At 58.2% G+C, this 16,286-nt stretch carries 13 protein-coding genes and 1 tRNA gene; all 14 read right to left on the bottom strand.

The features are described 5' to 3' along the window. Positions 1-393: GTP-binding protein (locus DQ405_RS22200; protein ID WP_174824709.1), on the bottom strand; the 393-nt coding region annotated here is incomplete at its 3' end. A gap of 30 nt (positions 394-423) precedes the next feature. Further along, positions 424-2,526 (bottom strand): elongation factor G, encoded by a 2,103-nt coding sequence (gene fusA / locus DQ405_RS22195; RefSeq protein ID WP_168426167.1) that lies wholly within the window; start codon positions 2,524-2,526, stop codon positions 424-426. A 30-nt stretch (positions 2,527-2,556) separates the two neighbouring features. Beyond that, a complete protein-coding gene (gene rpsG / locus DQ405_RS22190; protein WP_021209382.1) occupies positions 2,557-3,027 on the bottom strand; it encodes a 30S ribosomal protein S7 in 471 nt (156 codons plus the stop codon). 97 nt (positions 3,028-3,124) lie between these two features. Continuing rightward, complete coding sequence (rpsL, locus tag DQ405_RS22185; protein ID WP_003291416.1) at positions 3,125-3,496, bottom strand: 30S ribosomal protein S12; 372 nt, start codon at positions 3,494-3,496, stop codon at positions 3,125-3,127. Positions 3,497-3,635: 139 nt separating this feature from the next. After that, entirely contained in the window at positions 3,636-7,835 is a 4,200-nt protein-coding gene (gene rpoC, locus DQ405_RS22180) for a DNA-directed RNA polymerase subunit beta' (RefSeq protein ID WP_168426166.1), read from the bottom strand. Between the two features lie 65 nt (positions 7,836-7,900). After that, complete coding sequence (gene rpoB / locus DQ405_RS22175) at positions 7,901-11,971, bottom strand: DNA-directed RNA polymerase subunit beta (RefSeq protein WP_168426165.1); 4,071 nt, start codon at positions 11,969-11,971, stop codon at positions 7,901-7,903. Between the two features lie 219 nt (positions 11,972-12,190). Then, a complete protein-coding gene (rplL, locus tag DQ405_RS22170) occupies positions 12,191-12,559 on the bottom strand; it encodes a 50S ribosomal protein L7/L12 (protein WP_102852776.1) in 369 nt (122 codons plus the stop codon). A 73-nt stretch (positions 12,560-12,632) separates the two neighbouring features. Further along, complete coding sequence (gene rplJ / locus DQ405_RS22165) at positions 12,633-13,133, bottom strand: 50S ribosomal protein L10 (RefSeq protein ID WP_014854237.1); 501 nt, start codon at positions 13,131-13,133, stop codon at positions 12,633-12,635. Between the two features lie 206 nt (positions 13,134-13,339). Further along, positions 13,340-14,035 (bottom strand): 50S ribosomal protein L1, encoded by a 696-nt coding sequence (gene rplA / locus DQ405_RS22160; protein WP_168426164.1) that lies wholly within the window; start codon positions 14,033-14,035, stop codon positions 13,340-13,342. Then, entirely contained in the window at positions 14,035-14,466 is a 432-nt protein-coding gene (gene rplK, locus DQ405_RS22155) for a 50S ribosomal protein L11 (protein WP_168426163.1), read from the bottom strand. Before rplK ends, rplA begins: the two co-directional genes overlap by 1 nt. 112 nt (positions 14,467-14,578) lie before the next feature. After that, complete coding sequence (nusG, locus tag DQ405_RS22150) at positions 14,579-15,112, bottom strand: transcription termination/antitermination protein NusG (RefSeq protein WP_168426162.1); 534 nt, start codon at positions 15,110-15,112, stop codon at positions 14,579-14,581. 9 nt (positions 15,113-15,121) lie between these two features. Further along, positions 15,122-15,490 carry a preprotein translocase subunit SecE gene (secE, locus tag DQ405_RS22145; protein WP_168426161.1) on the bottom strand — a complete coding sequence of 123 codons (369 nt, stop codon included), beginning with the start codon at positions 15,488-15,490 and terminating at the stop codon, positions 15,122-15,124. Between the two features lie 42 nt (positions 15,491-15,532). Continuing rightward, positions 15,533-15,608, bottom strand: a tRNA-Trp gene (locus DQ405_RS22140). 52 nt (positions 15,609-15,660) lie between these two features. Then, on the bottom strand, positions 15,661-16,286 hold a 626-nt coding region (locus DQ405_RS22135; protein ID WP_241730108.1), incomplete at its 5' end, for an EF-Tu C-terminal domain-related protein.

Below are 16,286 nucleotides of genomic sequence, written 5' to 3'. Positions count from 1 at the left end.
GATGTAAGGAACGCCAACCTGGCGGGACAGCAGGATGTGCTCACGCGTCTGCGGCATCGGGCCGTCAGCAGCGGAACAAACCAGGATCGCACCATCCATCTGCGCAGCACCGGTGATCATGTTCTTCACATAGTCAGCGTGACCGGGGCAGTCAACGTGGGCGTAATGACGGATCGAGGAATCGTATTCAACGTGGGAAGTGTTGATGGTGATACCACGAGCCTTCTCTTCCGGCGCGTTGTCGATCTGCGAGAAGTCGCGCGCAGAGCCGCCCCAAGTCTCAGCGCAAACCTTGGTCAGCGCTGCAGTCAGGGTAGTCTTGCCATGGTCGACGTGACCAATGGTGCCGACGTTCAGGTGCGGTTTGTTACGTTCGAATTTTTCTTTAGCCACGACAGTAAACCTCTTACTTAAAGGGCTGAATCAACCTTGTTTTTTAACGATTGCTTCGACGATGTTCGCCGGAGCTTCGGAGTACTTCGAGAATTCCATGGAATAGCTCGCGCGACCCTGGGACATGGAGCGGACGTCGGTCGCGTAACCGAACATCTCACCTAGCGGCACCTCGGCACGGATAACTTTGCCAGACACCGAATCTTCCATACCCTGAATCAGACCACGACGACGGTTCAGGTCTCCCATCACGTCACCCATGTAATCCTCAGGCGTTACAACTTCAACCTTCATGATCGGCTCAAGCACTACCGCACCGCCCTTCTGGGACAGCTGCTTGGTCGCCATGGAAGCCGCCACCTTGAACGCCATCTCGTTGGAGTCGACGTCGTGGTAAGAGCCATCGAAAACCGTGGCCTTCAGACCGATGAGCGGATAGCCGGCTACAACGCCGTTCTTCATCTGCTCTTCGATACCTTTCTGGATGGCTGGAATGTATTCCTTCGGAATGACACCACCCACAACCTCGTTAACGAATTGCAGTCCTTCCTGACCTTCGTCAGCAGGTGCGAAGCGAACCCAGCAATGACCAAACTGGCCACGACCGCCGGACTGACGAACGAACTTGCCTTCGATCTCGCAAGACTTAGTGATCTTCTCGCGATAGGAAACCTGTGGCTTACCGATGTTGGCGTCAACGTTGAACTCGCGACGCATACGATCAACCAGGATATCCAGGTGCAGCTCGCCCATACCGGAAATGATCGTCTGACCAGTTTCCTCGTCGGTCTTGACGCGGAACGACGGATCTTCCTGGGCCAGCTTGCCCAACGCGATACCCATCTTTTCCTGGTCTGCCTTGGTCTTGGGCTCGACGGCCACCGAAATAACCGGCTCAGGGAATTCCATACGCTCGAGAATGATCGGCTTCTCGATCGAGCAGAGAGTGTCACCCGTGGTGACATCCTTCATACCGATCAGCGCAGCGATATCGCCCGCACGGCATTCCTTGATCTCTTCACGCTGGTTGGCGTGCATCTGCACCATCCGCCCAACGCGCTCTTTCTTACCTTTGACAGAGTTAATTACCGAGTCGCCGGAGGACAGCACGCCAGAGTAAACGCGAGCAAAGGTCAGAGTACCCACGAACGGGTCGGTTGCGATCTTGAACGCCAGCGCCGAGAACGGCTCAGCGTCGTCAGCGTGACGCTCGTCGGTCTCCTCCTCATTATCGGGATTGACACCCTGAATGGCCGGAATCTCAGTCGGCGCAGGCAGATAGTCAATGACCGCATCGAGAACCAGCGGAACACCCTTGTTCTTGAAGGACGAACCACAGACAGCCGGAACGATTTCACAAGCAATGGTACGCTGACGCAGGCCTTCCTTGATCTCTTCGATCGAAAGCTCGCCGCCTTCCAGATACTTGTTCATCAGCTCTTCGTTGGCTTCGGCAGCTGCCTCGACCATGTTCGAGCGGTACTCTTCGGCCTGAGCGAGCAATTCGGCAGGGATCTCTTCCTCGCGGTAGGAGGTACCCTTGTCGTCCTCGTTCCAGTAGATAGCCTTCATCTTGACCAGATCGATCTGACCTTCGAAGTTATCCTCTGAGCCGATCGCCAGCTGCACCGGCACCGGGGTATGACCCAGGCGCTGTTTGATCTGGGCAACAACGCGCAGGAAGTTGGCACCGGCCCGGTCCATCTTGTTGACGTACACGATACGCGGAACGCCGTACTTGTTAGCCTGACGCCAAACAGTCTCGGACTGCGGCTCAACGCCGGACGTACCACAGAACACCACGACCGCACCATCGAGCACGCGAAGCGAGCGCTCAACTTCAATGGTGAAGTCCACGTGACCGGGGGTATCGATGACGTTTACGCGATACTTGTCGAACTGACCACGCGAACCTTGCCAGAAGGTCGTCACGGCAGCAGACGTGATGGTGATACCGCGCTCCTGCTCCTGCACCATCCAGTCAGTGGTCGCGGCACCGTCGTGCACTTCGCCCATCTTGTGGCTGAGACCGGTGTAGAACAGAATCCGCTCCGTAGTTGTGGTCTTGCCCGCATCGACGTGGGCGCAGATACCAATGTTACGGTAGCGGTTAATCGGAGTAATACGAGCCATAAAGCCCTCGCGAGTTGTTGACGCTGAAAATTAGAAGCGGTAGTGCGAGAAGGCCTTGTTGGCTTCAGCCATACGATGCACGTCTTCACGCTTCTTGACAGCAGCGCCTTTACCTTCGAATGCATCCACCAGCTCACCCGCAAGACGCAGGGCCATGGATTTCTCGCCACGCTTGCGCGCAGCATCTACCAGCCAACGCATAGCCAAGGCGTTACGACGGGACGGACGAACCTCAACCGGAACCTGATAAGTCGCACCACCTACGCGGCGGGACTTCACTTCGACCAGCGGAGCGATGGCGTCGAGTGCTTTTTCGAAGATTTCCAGGGGGTCGCTGTTCTTGCGTTCTTTGACCTTGTCCAGAGCACCATAAACGATACGCTCGGCAACGGCCTTCTTGCCGCTCTCCATTACGTGGTTCATGAACTTGGCAAGGATCAGACTTCCGTACTTCGGATCGTCAAGGATCTCGCGCTTGGCTGCTACACGACGTCTTGGCATTGATAAGCCCTCAAACGGTCTTCAGGTTAGCTCGGGACTATAACGACGAGGTTACGCCCGACCTTACTCTTATCGACTCAGATAAATAAAAATACGATTACTTCGGACGCTTGGCGCCGTACTTGGAACGGCCCTGCTTACGATCCTTGACACCGGAGGTGTCCAGCGAACCGCGCACAGTGTGATAACGCACACCCGGAAGGTCTTTTACACGACCGCCACGGATCAGCACGACACTGTGCTCCTGCAGGTTATGACCTTCACCACCGATATAGGAGGCGACCTCAAAACCGTTGGTCAGGCGAACACGGCATACTTTGCGCAGTGCAGAGTTCGGTTTCTTTGGCGTGGTGGTGTACACGCGAGTGCACACGCCACGGCGTTGCGGGCAGTTCTGCAGCGCAGGGACGTCGCTTTTCTCGACGACGCGCTTGCGCGGCTGGCGTACCAGCTGGTTGATCGTTGCCATCTACTAGCTCCACTGTTGTCTTTCGACACAAACGAAAATGGCAGGGCCCAAAGCCCCGCCAAATTAGGGGTACAAGAGTCTAAAGAGCTTCTTGCACACCGTCAAGGCGCGCCCCGACTTGCGCCGGGGCGGCCTCCAATCAGTTGCCGCTGGAATTCAGCGCCTCGGTCAGAGCCGCTTCGACCTCATCGGCACTCACACGAACCGGTTTTTCTGCATCACGCTTGCGCTTGCGCTCGCTGTGGTACTGCAGACCGGTACCGGCCGGAATCAGGCGACCAACGACGACGTTTTCCTTCAGGCCACGCAGGTAGTCGCGCTTGCCGGTAACCGCAGCCTCGGTAAGAACGCGAGTGGTTTCCTGGAACGACGCCGCCGAAATGAACGACTCGGTGGACAACGAAGCCTTGGTGATACCCAGCAGCACACGCACGTACTTGGAGCCGAACTTGTCGTCCACGGACAGACGCTCGTTCTCTTCCAGCACCTGGGTCAGCTCCATCTGGTCACCCTTGATGAAGCTCGAATCGCCCGACTCGGCCACTTCGACCTTACGCAGCATCTGCCGCAGGATGGTCTCGATGTGCTTGTCGTTGATCTTCACGCCCTGCAGGCGGTAGACGTCCTGAATCTCATTGACGATGTACTTGGCCAACGCGCTGACACCCAGCAGGCGCAGGATGTCGTGCGGGTTGCTCGGCCCGTCGGAGATCACTTCGCCCTTGTTCACCTGTTCGCCTTCGAAGACGTTGAGGTGGCGCCACTTGGGAATCAGCTCCTCGTAAGGATCGGTTCCATCGGTAGGCGTGATGACCAGACGGCGCTTGCCCTTGGTTTCCTTGCCGAAGGAGATCGTGCCGCTGATTTCCGCCAGGATCGACGGCTCTTTCGGACGACGCGCCTCGAACAGGTCGGCAACGCGCGGCAGACCACCGGTGATGTCACGGGTCTTGGACGTTTCCTGCGGGATACGCGCGATAACGTCACCGACGTTGATCTCGGCACCATCGGCCACGCCAACCAACGCATTCGCCGGCAGGAAGTACTGAGCAGGTACATCAGTACCCGGCAACAGCAGTTCCTTGCCGTTGGTATCGACCATCTTGATCGCCGGACGGATATCCTTGCCGGACGCCGGACGATCTTTCGGATCCATCACCTCGATGTTGGTCAGACCGGTGAGTTCGTCGGTCTGACGCTTGATGGTGATGTTCTCTTCCATGCCCGCGAAGGTCACGACACCCTTCATCTCGGTCACGATCGGGTGCGTGTGCGGATCCCATTTCGCAACGACGGTGCCGGCATCGACCTTGTCGCCTTCCTTGATCGAAATCACCGCACCGTACGGCAGCTTGTAGCGCTCGCGCTCGCGGCCGTAGTCGTCCGCTACCGCCAGTTCGCCGGAACGCGAAACCGCGACCAGAGCTCCGTCGGCACGCTCTACGTACTTAAGGTTATGCAGGCGAATGGTACCGCCGTTCTTGACCATCACATTGTCGACCGCCGAAGTCCGGCTCGCCGCACCACCGATGTGGAACGTACGCATGGTCAGCTGGGTACCCGGCTCACCGATGGACTGCGCGGCGATAACACCGACGGCCTCACCGATATTCACCTGGTGACCGCGGGCCAGATCGCGACCGTAGCACTTGGCACAGATGCCATAGCGGGTTTCGCAGCTGATCGGCGAACGCACGATCACTTCGTCGATGCTGTTCAGCTCGATGAAGTCGACCCATTGCTCGTCGATCAAGGTACCGGCAGCAACCAGTACGTCGTCGGTGCCGGGCTTGAGTACGTCACGCGCGATCACACGACCCAGAACACGCTCACCCAGCGGCTCGACCACGTCGCCGCCTTCGATGTGCGGTGTCATGTGCAGGCCCTGCTCGGTGCCGCAATCGATCTCGGTTACCACCAGATCCTGCGCCACGTCGACCAGGCGACGGGTCAGGTAACCGGAGTTCGCGGTTTTCAGGGCGGTATCCGCCAGACCCTTACGAGCGCCGTGGGTGGAGATGAAGTACTGCAGTACGTTCAGGCCTTCACGGAAGTTGGCGGTGATCGGCGTTTCGATGATCGAGCCGTCCGGCTTGGCCATCAGGCCACGCATACCGGCCAGCTGGCGAATCTGGGCAGCGGAACCCCGCGCCCCGGAGTCGGCCATCATGTACATCGAGTTGAACGAGTCCTGCTCGGCTTCGTTGCCGTCGCGATCGATGACCTTCTCTTTCGAGAGGTTGGCCATCATAGCCTTGGATACTTCGTCGTTGGCCTTCGACCAGAGGTCGATGACCTTGTTGTACTTTTCGCCCTGGGTCACCAGGCCGGAGGCGTACTGCGACTCGATTTCCTTCACTTCCTCGGTAGCGGCATCGATGATGCGCGCCTTCTCGTCCGGGATGACGAAATCGTTCACACCGATCGACACGCCGGAAATAGTCGAGTAGGCAAAACCGGTGTACATCAGCTGGTCGGCGAAGATGACGGTATCCTTCAGACCAACGGTGCGGTAGCACAGGTTGATCAGCTTGGAGATCGCCTTCTTCTTCATCGGCTGGTTGACCACGTCGAACGGCAGGCCGGCCGGAACCACCTGGAACAGCAACGCACGACCGACAGTGGTGTCGACGATACGGGTGTTCTTGGTGATCGAGCCGTCGCGATCCTTGATGGTCTCGTTGATGCGCACCTTGACGCGGGCGTGCAGCGACGCTTCGCCGGCGCGGAACACGCGGTCGACTTCCTGCAGATCAGCGAATACGCGGCCTTCGCCCTTGGCATTGATGGCTTCACGGGTCATGTAGTACAGACCCAGGACCACGTCCTGCGACGGCACGATGATCGGCTCGCCGTTGGCCGGCGACAGGATGTTATTGGTCGACATCATCAGCGCGCGCGCTTCGAGCTGGGCTTCCAGTGTCAGCGGCACGTGAACGGCCATCTGGTCACCGTCGAAGTCGGCGTTGTACGCGGCGCAGACCAGCGGGTGCAGCTGGATCGCCTTGCCTTCGATCAGGACCGGCTCGAACGCCTGGATACCCAGACGGTGCAGCGTCGGTGCCCGGTTGAGCAACACGGGATGTTCGCGAATGACCTCGGCCAGCACGTCCCAGACCTCGGGCAGCTCGCGCTCGACCATCTTCTTGGCGGCCTTGATGGTAGTCGCCATGCCACGCATTTCCAGCTTGCCGAAAATGAACGGCTTGAACAGCTCGAGCGCCATCTTCTTCGGCAGACCGCACTGATGCAGACGCAGGGTCGGGCCAACGGTAATAACCGAACGACCGGAGTAGTCCACGCGCTTGCCGAGCAGGTTCTGACGGAAACGACCCTGCTTGCCCTTGATCATGTCAGCCAATGACTTCAGCGGACGCTTGTTCGAGCCAGTGATGGCACGACCACGACGGCCGTTGTCGAGCAGCGCATCGACGGCTTCCTGCAGCATGCGCTTTTCGTTGCGCACGATGATGTCCGGCGCCGACAGGTCAAGCAGGCGCTTCAGGCGGTTGTTACGGTTGATGACGCGACGATACAGATCGTTCAGATCGGAAGTCGCGAAGCGGCCGCCATCCAGCGGAACCAGCGGACGCAGATCCGGTGGCAGAACCGGCAGAACGGTCAGCACCATCCACTCAGGCAGGTTGCCCGAGCCATGGAAGGCTTCCATCAGCTTCAGGCGCTTAGACAGCTTCTTGATCTTGGTTTCCGAGTTGGTCTGCGGAATCTCTTCGCGCAGGCGACCGATCTCGTGCTCCAGGTCGATTTCGTGCAGCAGCTCGCGCACGGCTTCGGCGCCCATGCGAGCGTCGAAATCGTCACCAAACTCTTCCAGAGCTTCGAAATACTGCTCGTCGTTGAGCAGCTGGCCCTTCTCGAGGGTGGTCATGCCCGGATCGATCACCACGTAGCTCTCGAAATAGAGCACGCGTTCGATATCACGCAGGGTCATGTCCAGCAGCAGACCGATACGGCTCGGCAGCGACTTCAGGAACCAAATGTGCGCTACCGGCGAGGCCAGCTCGATATGCGCCATGCGCTCGCGACGGACTTTGGCCAGCGCGACTTCGACGCCGCACTTCTCACAGATCACACCACGATGCTTGAGCCGCTTGTACTTACCGCACAGGCACTCGTAGTCCTTGACCGGGCCAAAGATCTTGGCGCAGAACAGGCCGTCACGCTCGGGCTTGAACGTACGGTAGTTGATGGTCTCTGGCTTCTTGACCTCGCCAAAGGACCAGGAACGGATCATCTCGGGCGAAGCCAATGCAATCTTGATGGCATCGAACTCTTCGATTTGACCCTGGTTTTTCAACAGATTCAGCAAGTCTTTCAAGGCCTTTCCTCCTCACGGACCTGCGGTGACCGGCTGATGCCGATCACCGCATAGGCGGTGCGTGGTTATTCGGTTTCCAGATCGATGTCGATACCGAGCGAGCGGATCTCTTTGATCAACACGTTGAAGGATTCCGGCATGCCGGGCTCCATACGGTGATCGCCGTCCACGATGTTCTTGTACATCTTGGTCCGCCCGTTCACGTCGTCCGACTTGACCGTGAGCATTTCCTGCAGGGTGTAGGCGGCGCCATAGGCTTCCAGTGCCCAGACCTCCATCTCCCCGAAACGCTGGCCACCGAACTGCGCCTTACCGCCCAGCGGCTGCTGGGTAACCAGGCTGTAGGAACCGGTGGAACGCGCGTGCATCTTGTCGTCGACCAGGTGGTTCAGCTTGAGCATGTACATGTAGCCAACCGTGGTGGTGCGCTCGAACTTGTTGCCGGTACGACCATCGAACAGCTGCATCTGGCCGCTTTCCGGCAGATCAGCCAGCTTCAGCATGGCTTTGATCTCGCGCTCCTTGGCACCGTCGAATACCGGGGTTGCCATCGGCACGCCGCCGCGCAGGTTCTTCGCCAGATCCAGCACTTCCTGATCGCTGAAGCTTTCCAGATTCTCTTGGCGCCCACCGATTTCGTTGTAGATCTCGGTAAGGAACTTGCGCAGCTCCGCAACCTTGCGCTGCTCGTCCAGCATGCGGTTGATCTTCTCACCCAGACCTTTGGCCGCGAGGCCCAGGTGGGTTTCAAGGATCTGGCCGACGTTCATACGCGACGGAACGCCCAGCGGGTTCAAGACGATGTCGACCGGCGTACCGTTGGCATCATGCGGCATGTCTTCGACCGGCATGATGACCGAGACGACACCCTTGTTACCGTGACGGCCCGCCATCTTGTCGCCCGGCTGGATACGACGTTTGATCGCCAGGTAGACCTTGACGATCTTCAGCACGCCCGGCGCCAGATCGTCGCCCTGCTGCAGCTTGCGCTTCTTGTCTTCGAACTTGTCATCGAGCAACTGACGGCGGTCGGAAATGTAGGCTTGGGCCTTTTCCAGCTGCTCGTTCAGCGCGTCCTCGGCCATGCGCAGCTTGAACCACTGTCCATGCTCGAGATCATCGAGGATCTCGTCGGTAATGACCGCACCCTTCTTCAGGCCCGCGCCGCCTTCGACTGTCGCACCGACCAGGGCAGAACGCAGACGCTCGAAGGTTGCGCCCTCGACGATGCGGAATTCCTCGTTCAGGTCCTTGCGGATTTCGTCGAGCTGCATCTTCTCGATGGCCAGCGCGCGGGAGTCACGTTCGACACCGTCACGGATGAAGACCTGCACGTCGATGACTGTACCCTTGGTGCCGGTTGGCACACGCAGGGAGGTGTCCTTCACGTCAGAGGCTTTCTCACCGAAGATCGCACGCAGCAACTTCTCTTCCGGCGTCAGCTGGGTTTCGCCTTTTGGCGTAACCTTGCCGACCAGGATGTCGCCTGCGCCTACCTCGGCACCCACATAAACGATACCTGCCTCATCCAGCTTGTTCAGCGCAGCCTCGCCCACGTTCGGGATGTCGGCCGTGATCTCTTCTGGGCCGAGCTTGGTATCACGGGATACGCAGGTCAGTTCCTGAATGTGGATGGTGGTGAAACGATCTTCCTGGACCACACGCTCCGACAGGAGAATGGAGTCTTCGAAGTTGTAGCCGTTCCACGGCATGAACGCGACGCGCATGTTCTGACCAAGTGCCAGCTCGCCCATGTCGGTCGACGGACCGTCAGCCATAATGTCGCCGCGCTCGACCACGTCACCCTTACTGACCAGCGGACGCTGGTTGATGCAGGTGTTCTGGTTGGAACGGGTGTACTTGGTCAGGTTGTAGATGTCGACGCCCGCTTCACCGGTTTCGACTTCCGCATCATGCACGCGCACGACCACACGACTGGCGTCGACAGAATCGATCACGCCGCCACGACGGGCGACGACGCAGACGCCGGAGTCGCGCGCCACGTTGCGCTCCATCCCGGTACCTACCAGCGGCTTATCCGAACGCAGGGTCGGCACGGCCTGACGCTGCATGTTCGAGCCCATGAGGGCGCGGTTGGCATCGTCATGCTCGAGGAACGGAATCAGCGAAGCCGCAACGGACACAACCTGCTTCGGCGAAACATCCATCAAAGTGACGTCTTCGGGCGCCTTGACCGTGAATTCGTTCTGATGACGAACGGCAACCAGCTCGTCGACCAGCTTGCGGTCATCCAGCTTGGCACTCGCCTGCGCGATCACATGGTCGGCTTCTTCAATAGCCGACAGGAACACGATCTCGTCGGTGACCTCGCCTTCCTTGACCACGCGATACGGGCTTTCCAGGAAGCCGTACTGATTGGTGCGCGCGTAGGCAGCCAGCGAGTTGATCAGGCCGATGTTCGGACCTTCCGGCGTCTCGATCGGACAGACACGACCGTAATGAGTCGGGTGTACGTCACGGACTTCGAAGCCGGCGCGCTCACGGGTCAGGCCGCCTGGGCCGAGCGCGGAGACACGACGCTTGTGGGTGATCTCGGAGAGCGGGTTGTTCTGGTCCATGAACTGCGAAAGCTGGCTGGAGCCGAAAAACTCCTTCACCGCCGCCGCAACCGGCTTGGCGTTGATCAGGTCCTGGGGCATCAGGCCTTCGCTTTCAGCCATCGACAGACGTTCCTTGACCGCCCGCTCGACGCGCACCAGGCCTACGCGGAACTGGTTTTCGGCCATTTCACCCACGCAGCGTACGCGACGGTTACCTAGGTGATCGATGTCGTCGACAACGCCCTTGCCGTTACGGATATCGACCAGAGTCTTCAGCACCGCGACGATGTCCTCGCGGCTGAGCACGCCAGAACCTTCGATCTCGGTACGACCAATGCGACGATTGAACTTCATCCGCCCCACGGCGGACAAGTCGTAGCGCTCGGATGCGAAGAAAAGGTTGTTAAACAGCGTTTCGGCGGCGTCCTTGGTTGGCGGCTCGCCAGGACGCATCATGCGGTAGATCTCGACCAAGGCCTCGAGCTGATTGGTCGTCGAATCGATTTTCAGCGTATCGGAAATGAACGGACCGCAGTCGATGTCGTTGGTGTACAGGGTTTCGAAGCGAACGACCTGAGCTTTGACCAGCTTGGCCAATACTTCGACGGTCAGCTCGGTGTTGCACTCAGCGATGATCTCGCCAGTCGCCGGATGCACGATGGCCTTCGCCGTTGTGCGCCCCAGGACGTAGTCCATCGGCATTTCCAGCGCCTTGATGCCAGACTTGTCGAGTTGGTTGATGTGGCGCGCGGTGATGCGGCGGCCTTGTTCGACAATGACCTTACCGTTTTCGTCCTTGATATCGAAGGACGCGATCTCGCCGCGCAGGCGCTGCGGAACCAGTTCCAGGCTCAGGGTCTCGCCCTTCACATGGAAGACGTTGGTGTCGTAGAACGCATCGAGAATTTCTTCGGTGCCGTAATTCAGGGCACGCAGAAGCACCGATGCCGGCAACTTGCGGCGACGGTCGATACGTACGAATACGGCATCCTTCGGATCGAATTCAAAGTCGAGCCAGGAGCCGCGGTACGGAATGATACGAGCGGAGTACAGCAGCTTGCCCGAGCTATGGGTCTTGCCCCGATCGTGATCGAAGAACACGCCTGGCGAGCGATGCAGCTGGGACACGATGACGCGCTCGGTACCGTTGATGATGAAGGTACCGTTCTCGGTCATCAGGGGGATTTCCCCCATATAGACTTCCTGCTCCTTGATGTCCTTGATCGCCTTGCTCGACGACTCCTTATCGAAAATGATAAGGCGAACTTTCACTCGCAGCGGCACCGCGAAGGTCACGCCGCGCAGCACGCATTCCTTGACATCAAAAGCCGGGTCGCCCAGGCGATAGCCGACGTACTCCAGCGCTGCATTGCCGGAATAGCTGATTATCGGAAAAACGGATTTGAAGGCTGCATGCAAGCCAATATCGCGGAACTGATCCTTGGTCGCTCCCGCCTGCAGGAATTCGCGGTACGAATCCAGCTGGATGGCCAAAAGATACGGCACGTCCATAACGTGCGGTAACTTGCTAAAGTCCTTGCGGATTCGTTTTTTCTCAGTGTATGAGTAAGCCATCAGCGTTCCCCAGCTTGGTCACCTGCTTGTTTGGCCTCTCCCGACGGGAGCAGCCAGAAAATCTTGCGAATCCCTTGATTCGCGCCGCCCATCAGAGCGGTTTCCCCGGTCCAACCACCCGATAACATCGTGCAGCTATAACGGAAAAAGGCCGGTGGCAAAAGCCACCAGCCATCAGCCTTACGCGAGTCGCTTCGGCTGTAGACGCAAGGTCGGCGCTTACTTGAGCTCGACTTTGGCGCCTGCTTCTTCCAGAGCCTTCTTAGCGGCTTCGGCTTCTTCCTTGGAGACGCCTTCCTTGACCACGCCAGGGGCGCCGTCAACGACAGCCTTGGCTTCTTTCAGGCCCAGACCGGTCAGCTCACGCACTGCCTTGATCACGTTCACTTTCTTGTCGCCAGCTTCGGCCAGAACGACGGTGAACTCGGTCTGTTCTTCGGCAGCGGCAGCAGCCGGGCCAGCAGCAGCAACGGTAGCGGCAGCAGCGGTAACACCGAACTTCTCTTCCATTGCCTTGATCAGTTCAACAACCTGCATCACGGACATTTCGGAAACGGCGTTGATGATATCTTCGTTGGTCAGAGCCATGACTCTAGTTCCTGTATTTAGGTGACGGCCTGGGGCCATCTAATTCAAAAGAAGTTTGAAAGCAGCGCTTGCCTTAGGCAGCGGCAGCTTCCTTCTGGTCGCGAACGGCCGCCAGAGTACGAGCCAGCTTGCTGGTAGCGCCTTGGATCACGCTCATCAGCTGCGAAATGGCTTCGTCGTAGGTCGGCAGGGTTGCCAGCACGTCGATCTGATTGGCTGCGAGGAACTGCCCCTCGAACGCAGCGGCCTTGATCTCGAACTTGTCCTGACCCTTGGCGAATTCCTTGAAGATACGAGCAGCAGCGCCCGGATGTTCATTGGAGAACGCGATAAGGGTCGGGCCTTTGAACACGTCGTTGAGCACGTCGAACTGAGTGCCTTCAACGGCGCGCTTGAGCAGAGTGTTACGTACGACACGTACGTAGACACCAGCTTCGCGGGCCTCTTTACGGAGTCCGGTCATGGCCCCCACGGTCACGCCACGGGCATCAGCCACGACAGCGGACAGGGCAGCACTGGCAGCCTCGTTGACTTCAGCGACGATGGCCTTCTTGTCTTCGAGTTTGATTGCCACGGGTTTTACTCCTGGATGTTACCGGTTCATCCGGTCGAAACCGGACGGGTTTTGGTGTCTGATTCGGTACGAATCGGGAGCACCTCTGCGTAGGCCTGAAGAAGCGAACTTCAACGGTTTAAGGCTCTCGCCGCCTACGGTCTTGGATAGCCCCCGCCAGGCAGGGACCCCAATTTTCACCGCCCCGGCCAACGGGGCAGCATGCCTTACGCGTCCAGGGAAGCCTGATCGATGGCCAGACCTGGGCCCATGGTGGTGCTCAGGGTTACGCGCTTGACGTAGATACCTTTGGAAGTGGACGGCTTCAGACGCTTGAGATCGCTTAGCAGCGCTTCAACGTTCTGCTTGAGCTGTCCGGCTTCGAAGCCAACCTTGCCCACGGAGCTGTGAATGATGCCGTTCTTGTCGGTACGGAAACGAACCTGACCAGCCTTAGCATTCTTCACCGCAGTCGCGACGTCAGGAGTGACAGTGCCAACCTTCGGGTTCGGCATCAGACCACGCGGACCAAGGATCTGGCCCAGCTGACCGACAACGCGCATGGCGTCAGGCGAAGCGATGACCACGTCGTAGTTCAGGTCGCCGCCTTTCATTTCGGCAGCCAGCTCATCCATACCAACGCGATCGGCGCCAGCAGCCAGAGCAGCCTCAGCAGCCGGACCCTGAGTGAACACTGCAACGCGAACACTCTTGCCGGTACCGTTCGGTAGTACGGTAGCGCCACGCACGACCTGGTCGGATTTACGCGGATCCACACCCAGATTGATGGCGATATCGAACGACTCGGTGAACTTCACTGCCGATAGCTGAGCCAGCAGGGTTGCGGCGTCTTCGAACGAGTACTGCTTACCGGCTTCGATTTTTTCGGCGAAAGCCTTCTGGCGCTTGGTCAACTTAGCCATTACACACCCTCCACGTTCAGGCCCATGCTGCGAGCGGAGCCGGCGATGGTGCGCACGGCTGCCTCAAGATCAGCGGCGGTAAGATCAGCGTTCTTGGTCTTCGCGATCTCCTCCAGCTGAGCACGAGTAACGGTGCCGACTTTCTGGGTGTTCGGACGAGCAGAACCACTAGTGACGCCTGCAGCCTTCTTCAGCAGAACGGCGGCTGGCGTGCTCTTAGTCTCGAAGGTGAAGCTACGGTCGCTATAAACGGTGATGATCACCGGCGTCGGCAGACCTGCCTCCTGGCCTTGAGTACGGGCATTGAATGCCTTACAGAATTCCATGATATTGACGCCATGCTGGCCCAGCGCAGGACCTACTGGCGGCGACGGGTTGGCCTGACCGGCCTTTACCTGAAGCTTGATATAAGCTTGAATCTTCTTAGCCATAACTACTCCGTTCCGGGTGCTAGCGCCTCACGGCTCCCCTATCTACTTGAATATCCCAGTGACGACAAAACCCCGCAGCCAGCAGCTGCGGGGTGTGGGATGCTTTCTTCAGCTAGACCTTTTCGACCTGACTGAACTCCAACTCTACCGGCGTTGACCGACCGAAGATAAGAACAGCCACCTGGATACGGCTCTTCTCGTAATTGACCTCTTCGACAACACCGTTGAAATCCGCAAAAGGACCATCAGCCACACGAACAACTTCGCCCGGCTCGAACAACGTCTTAGGCTTCGGCTTGTCACTGCCATCCGCCACACGACGGAGAATCGCCTCAGCTTCTTTGTCGGTAATTGGCGCAGGCTTATCAGCAGTACCACCAATAAAGCCCATAACTCTTGGCGTATCTTTCACCAAGTGCCAAGCGCCTTCAGCCATATCCATCTGGACGAGAACGTAGCCTGGGAAAAACTTGCGCTCACTCTTGCGCTTCTGCCCATTACGCATCTCGACCACTTCTTCAGTGGGGACTAAAATCTCGCCGAAATGATCTTCCATACCGGCAAGCTTGATACGCTCGACCAGCGAGCGCATGACATGCTTCTCGTAACCCGAGTAAGCATGAACCACATACCAACGCTTAGCCACGGGACACCCTTAACCTACAACCATGGAAACCAGCCAACCGAGCAGGGAATCAAGCCCCCACAACAGCAGCGCCATAACCAGCACAACAGCCACGACAATCAGCGTGGTCTGGGTGGTTTCTTGACGGGTCGGCCAAACGACCTTGCGAATCTCGACGCGGGCCTCTTTCAAAAGAACGAAAAAGGAGCGGCCTTTGGATGTTTGCAGCGCTACAAACGAAGCGAGCACGGCAAGCACGAGCAACGCGAGAACCCTATACAGAATCGGTTCTGCGGAGTAATACTGATTACCAACCACCGCCACAACCACCAAAGCAGCCACAACAAGCCACTTCACCAGATCGAAGCGCGTGTCTTTGGCTTCTGCTTTGATATTCATCTGCTAGAACCCTGTAAAAACTGCCAAATTCGATATTGAAGTTGGCAGGCCAGGAGGGAATCGAACCCCCAACCTGCGGTTTTGGAGACCGCCGCTCTGCCAATTGAGCTACTGGCCTAACAAGAGTCAGGCCGACCATTATGCCGGCCTGAATGAAACAGATCAATCGATTATTCGATGATCTTGGCAACCACGCCGGCACCAACGGTACGACCGCCTTCGCGAATCGCGAAGCGCAGACCGTCTTCCATGGCGATCGGAGCGATCAGAGTGACAACCATCTTGATGTTGTCGCCCGGCATTACCATCTCAACGCCTTCTGGCAGTTCGCAGTTACCAGTTACGTCAGTCGTACGGAAGTAGAACTGCGGACGGTAGCCCTTGAAGAACGGAGTGTGACGACCGCCTTCTTCCTTGCTCAGTACGTAGACTTCGCCTTCGAACTTGGTGTGCGGCTTGATGGTGCCCGGCTTGGCCAGAACTTGGCCACGCTCGACGTCATCACGCTTGGTGCCGCGCAGCAGCACGCCAACGTTCTCACCCGCACGACCTTCGTCGAGCAGCTTGCGGAACATTTCAACGCCAGTGCAGGTAGTCTTGGTCGTATCGCGGATACCCACGATCTCGATTTCTTCCTGAACCTTGACGATGCCGCGCTCGACACGACCAGTCACAACAGTACCGCGACCAGAGATCGAGAACACGTCTTCGATCGGCATCAGGAACGGCTTGTCGATGGCACGCTCAGGCTCCGGAATATAGCTATCCAGAGTCTCGACCAGCTTGCGCACAGCCG

It is taken from the genome of Pseudomonas sp. SST3, assembly GCF_003325755.1.
This window is presented reverse-complemented; position numbering and strand designations above follow the sequence as displayed.

Bases quoted from the DNA above. Each gene is read 5' to 3' on its own strand.
- rpoB (WP_168426165.1), bottom strand. From the start codon at position 11,971: ATGGCTTACTCATACACTGAGAAAAAACGAATCCGCAAGGACTTTAGC.
- secE (WP_168426161.1), bottom strand. From the start codon at position 15,490: ATGAATATCAAAGCAGAAGCCAAAGACACGCGCTTCGATCTGGTGAAG.
- rplK (WP_168426163.1), bottom strand. From the start codon at position 14,466: ATGGCTAAGAAGATTCAAGCTTATATCAAGCTTCAGGTAAAGGCCGGT.
- rpsL (WP_003291416.1), bottom strand. From the start codon at position 3,496: ATGGCAACGATCAACCAGCTGGTACGCCAGCCGCGCAAGCGCGTCGTC.
- rpsG (WP_021209382.1), bottom strand. From the start codon at position 3,027: ATGCCAAGACGTCGTGTAGCAGCCAAGCGCGAGATCCTTGACGATCCG.
- rplL (WP_102852776.1), bottom strand. From the start codon at position 12,559: ATGGCTCTGACCAACGAAGATATCATCAACGCCGTTTCCGAAATGTCC.
- rplA (WP_168426164.1), bottom strand. From the start codon at position 14,035: ATGGCTAAGTTGACCAAGCGCCAGAAGGCTTTCGCCGAAAAAATCGAA.
- fusA (WP_168426167.1), bottom strand. From the start codon at position 2,526: ATGGCTCGTATTACTCCGATTAACCGCTACCGTAACATTGGTATCTGC.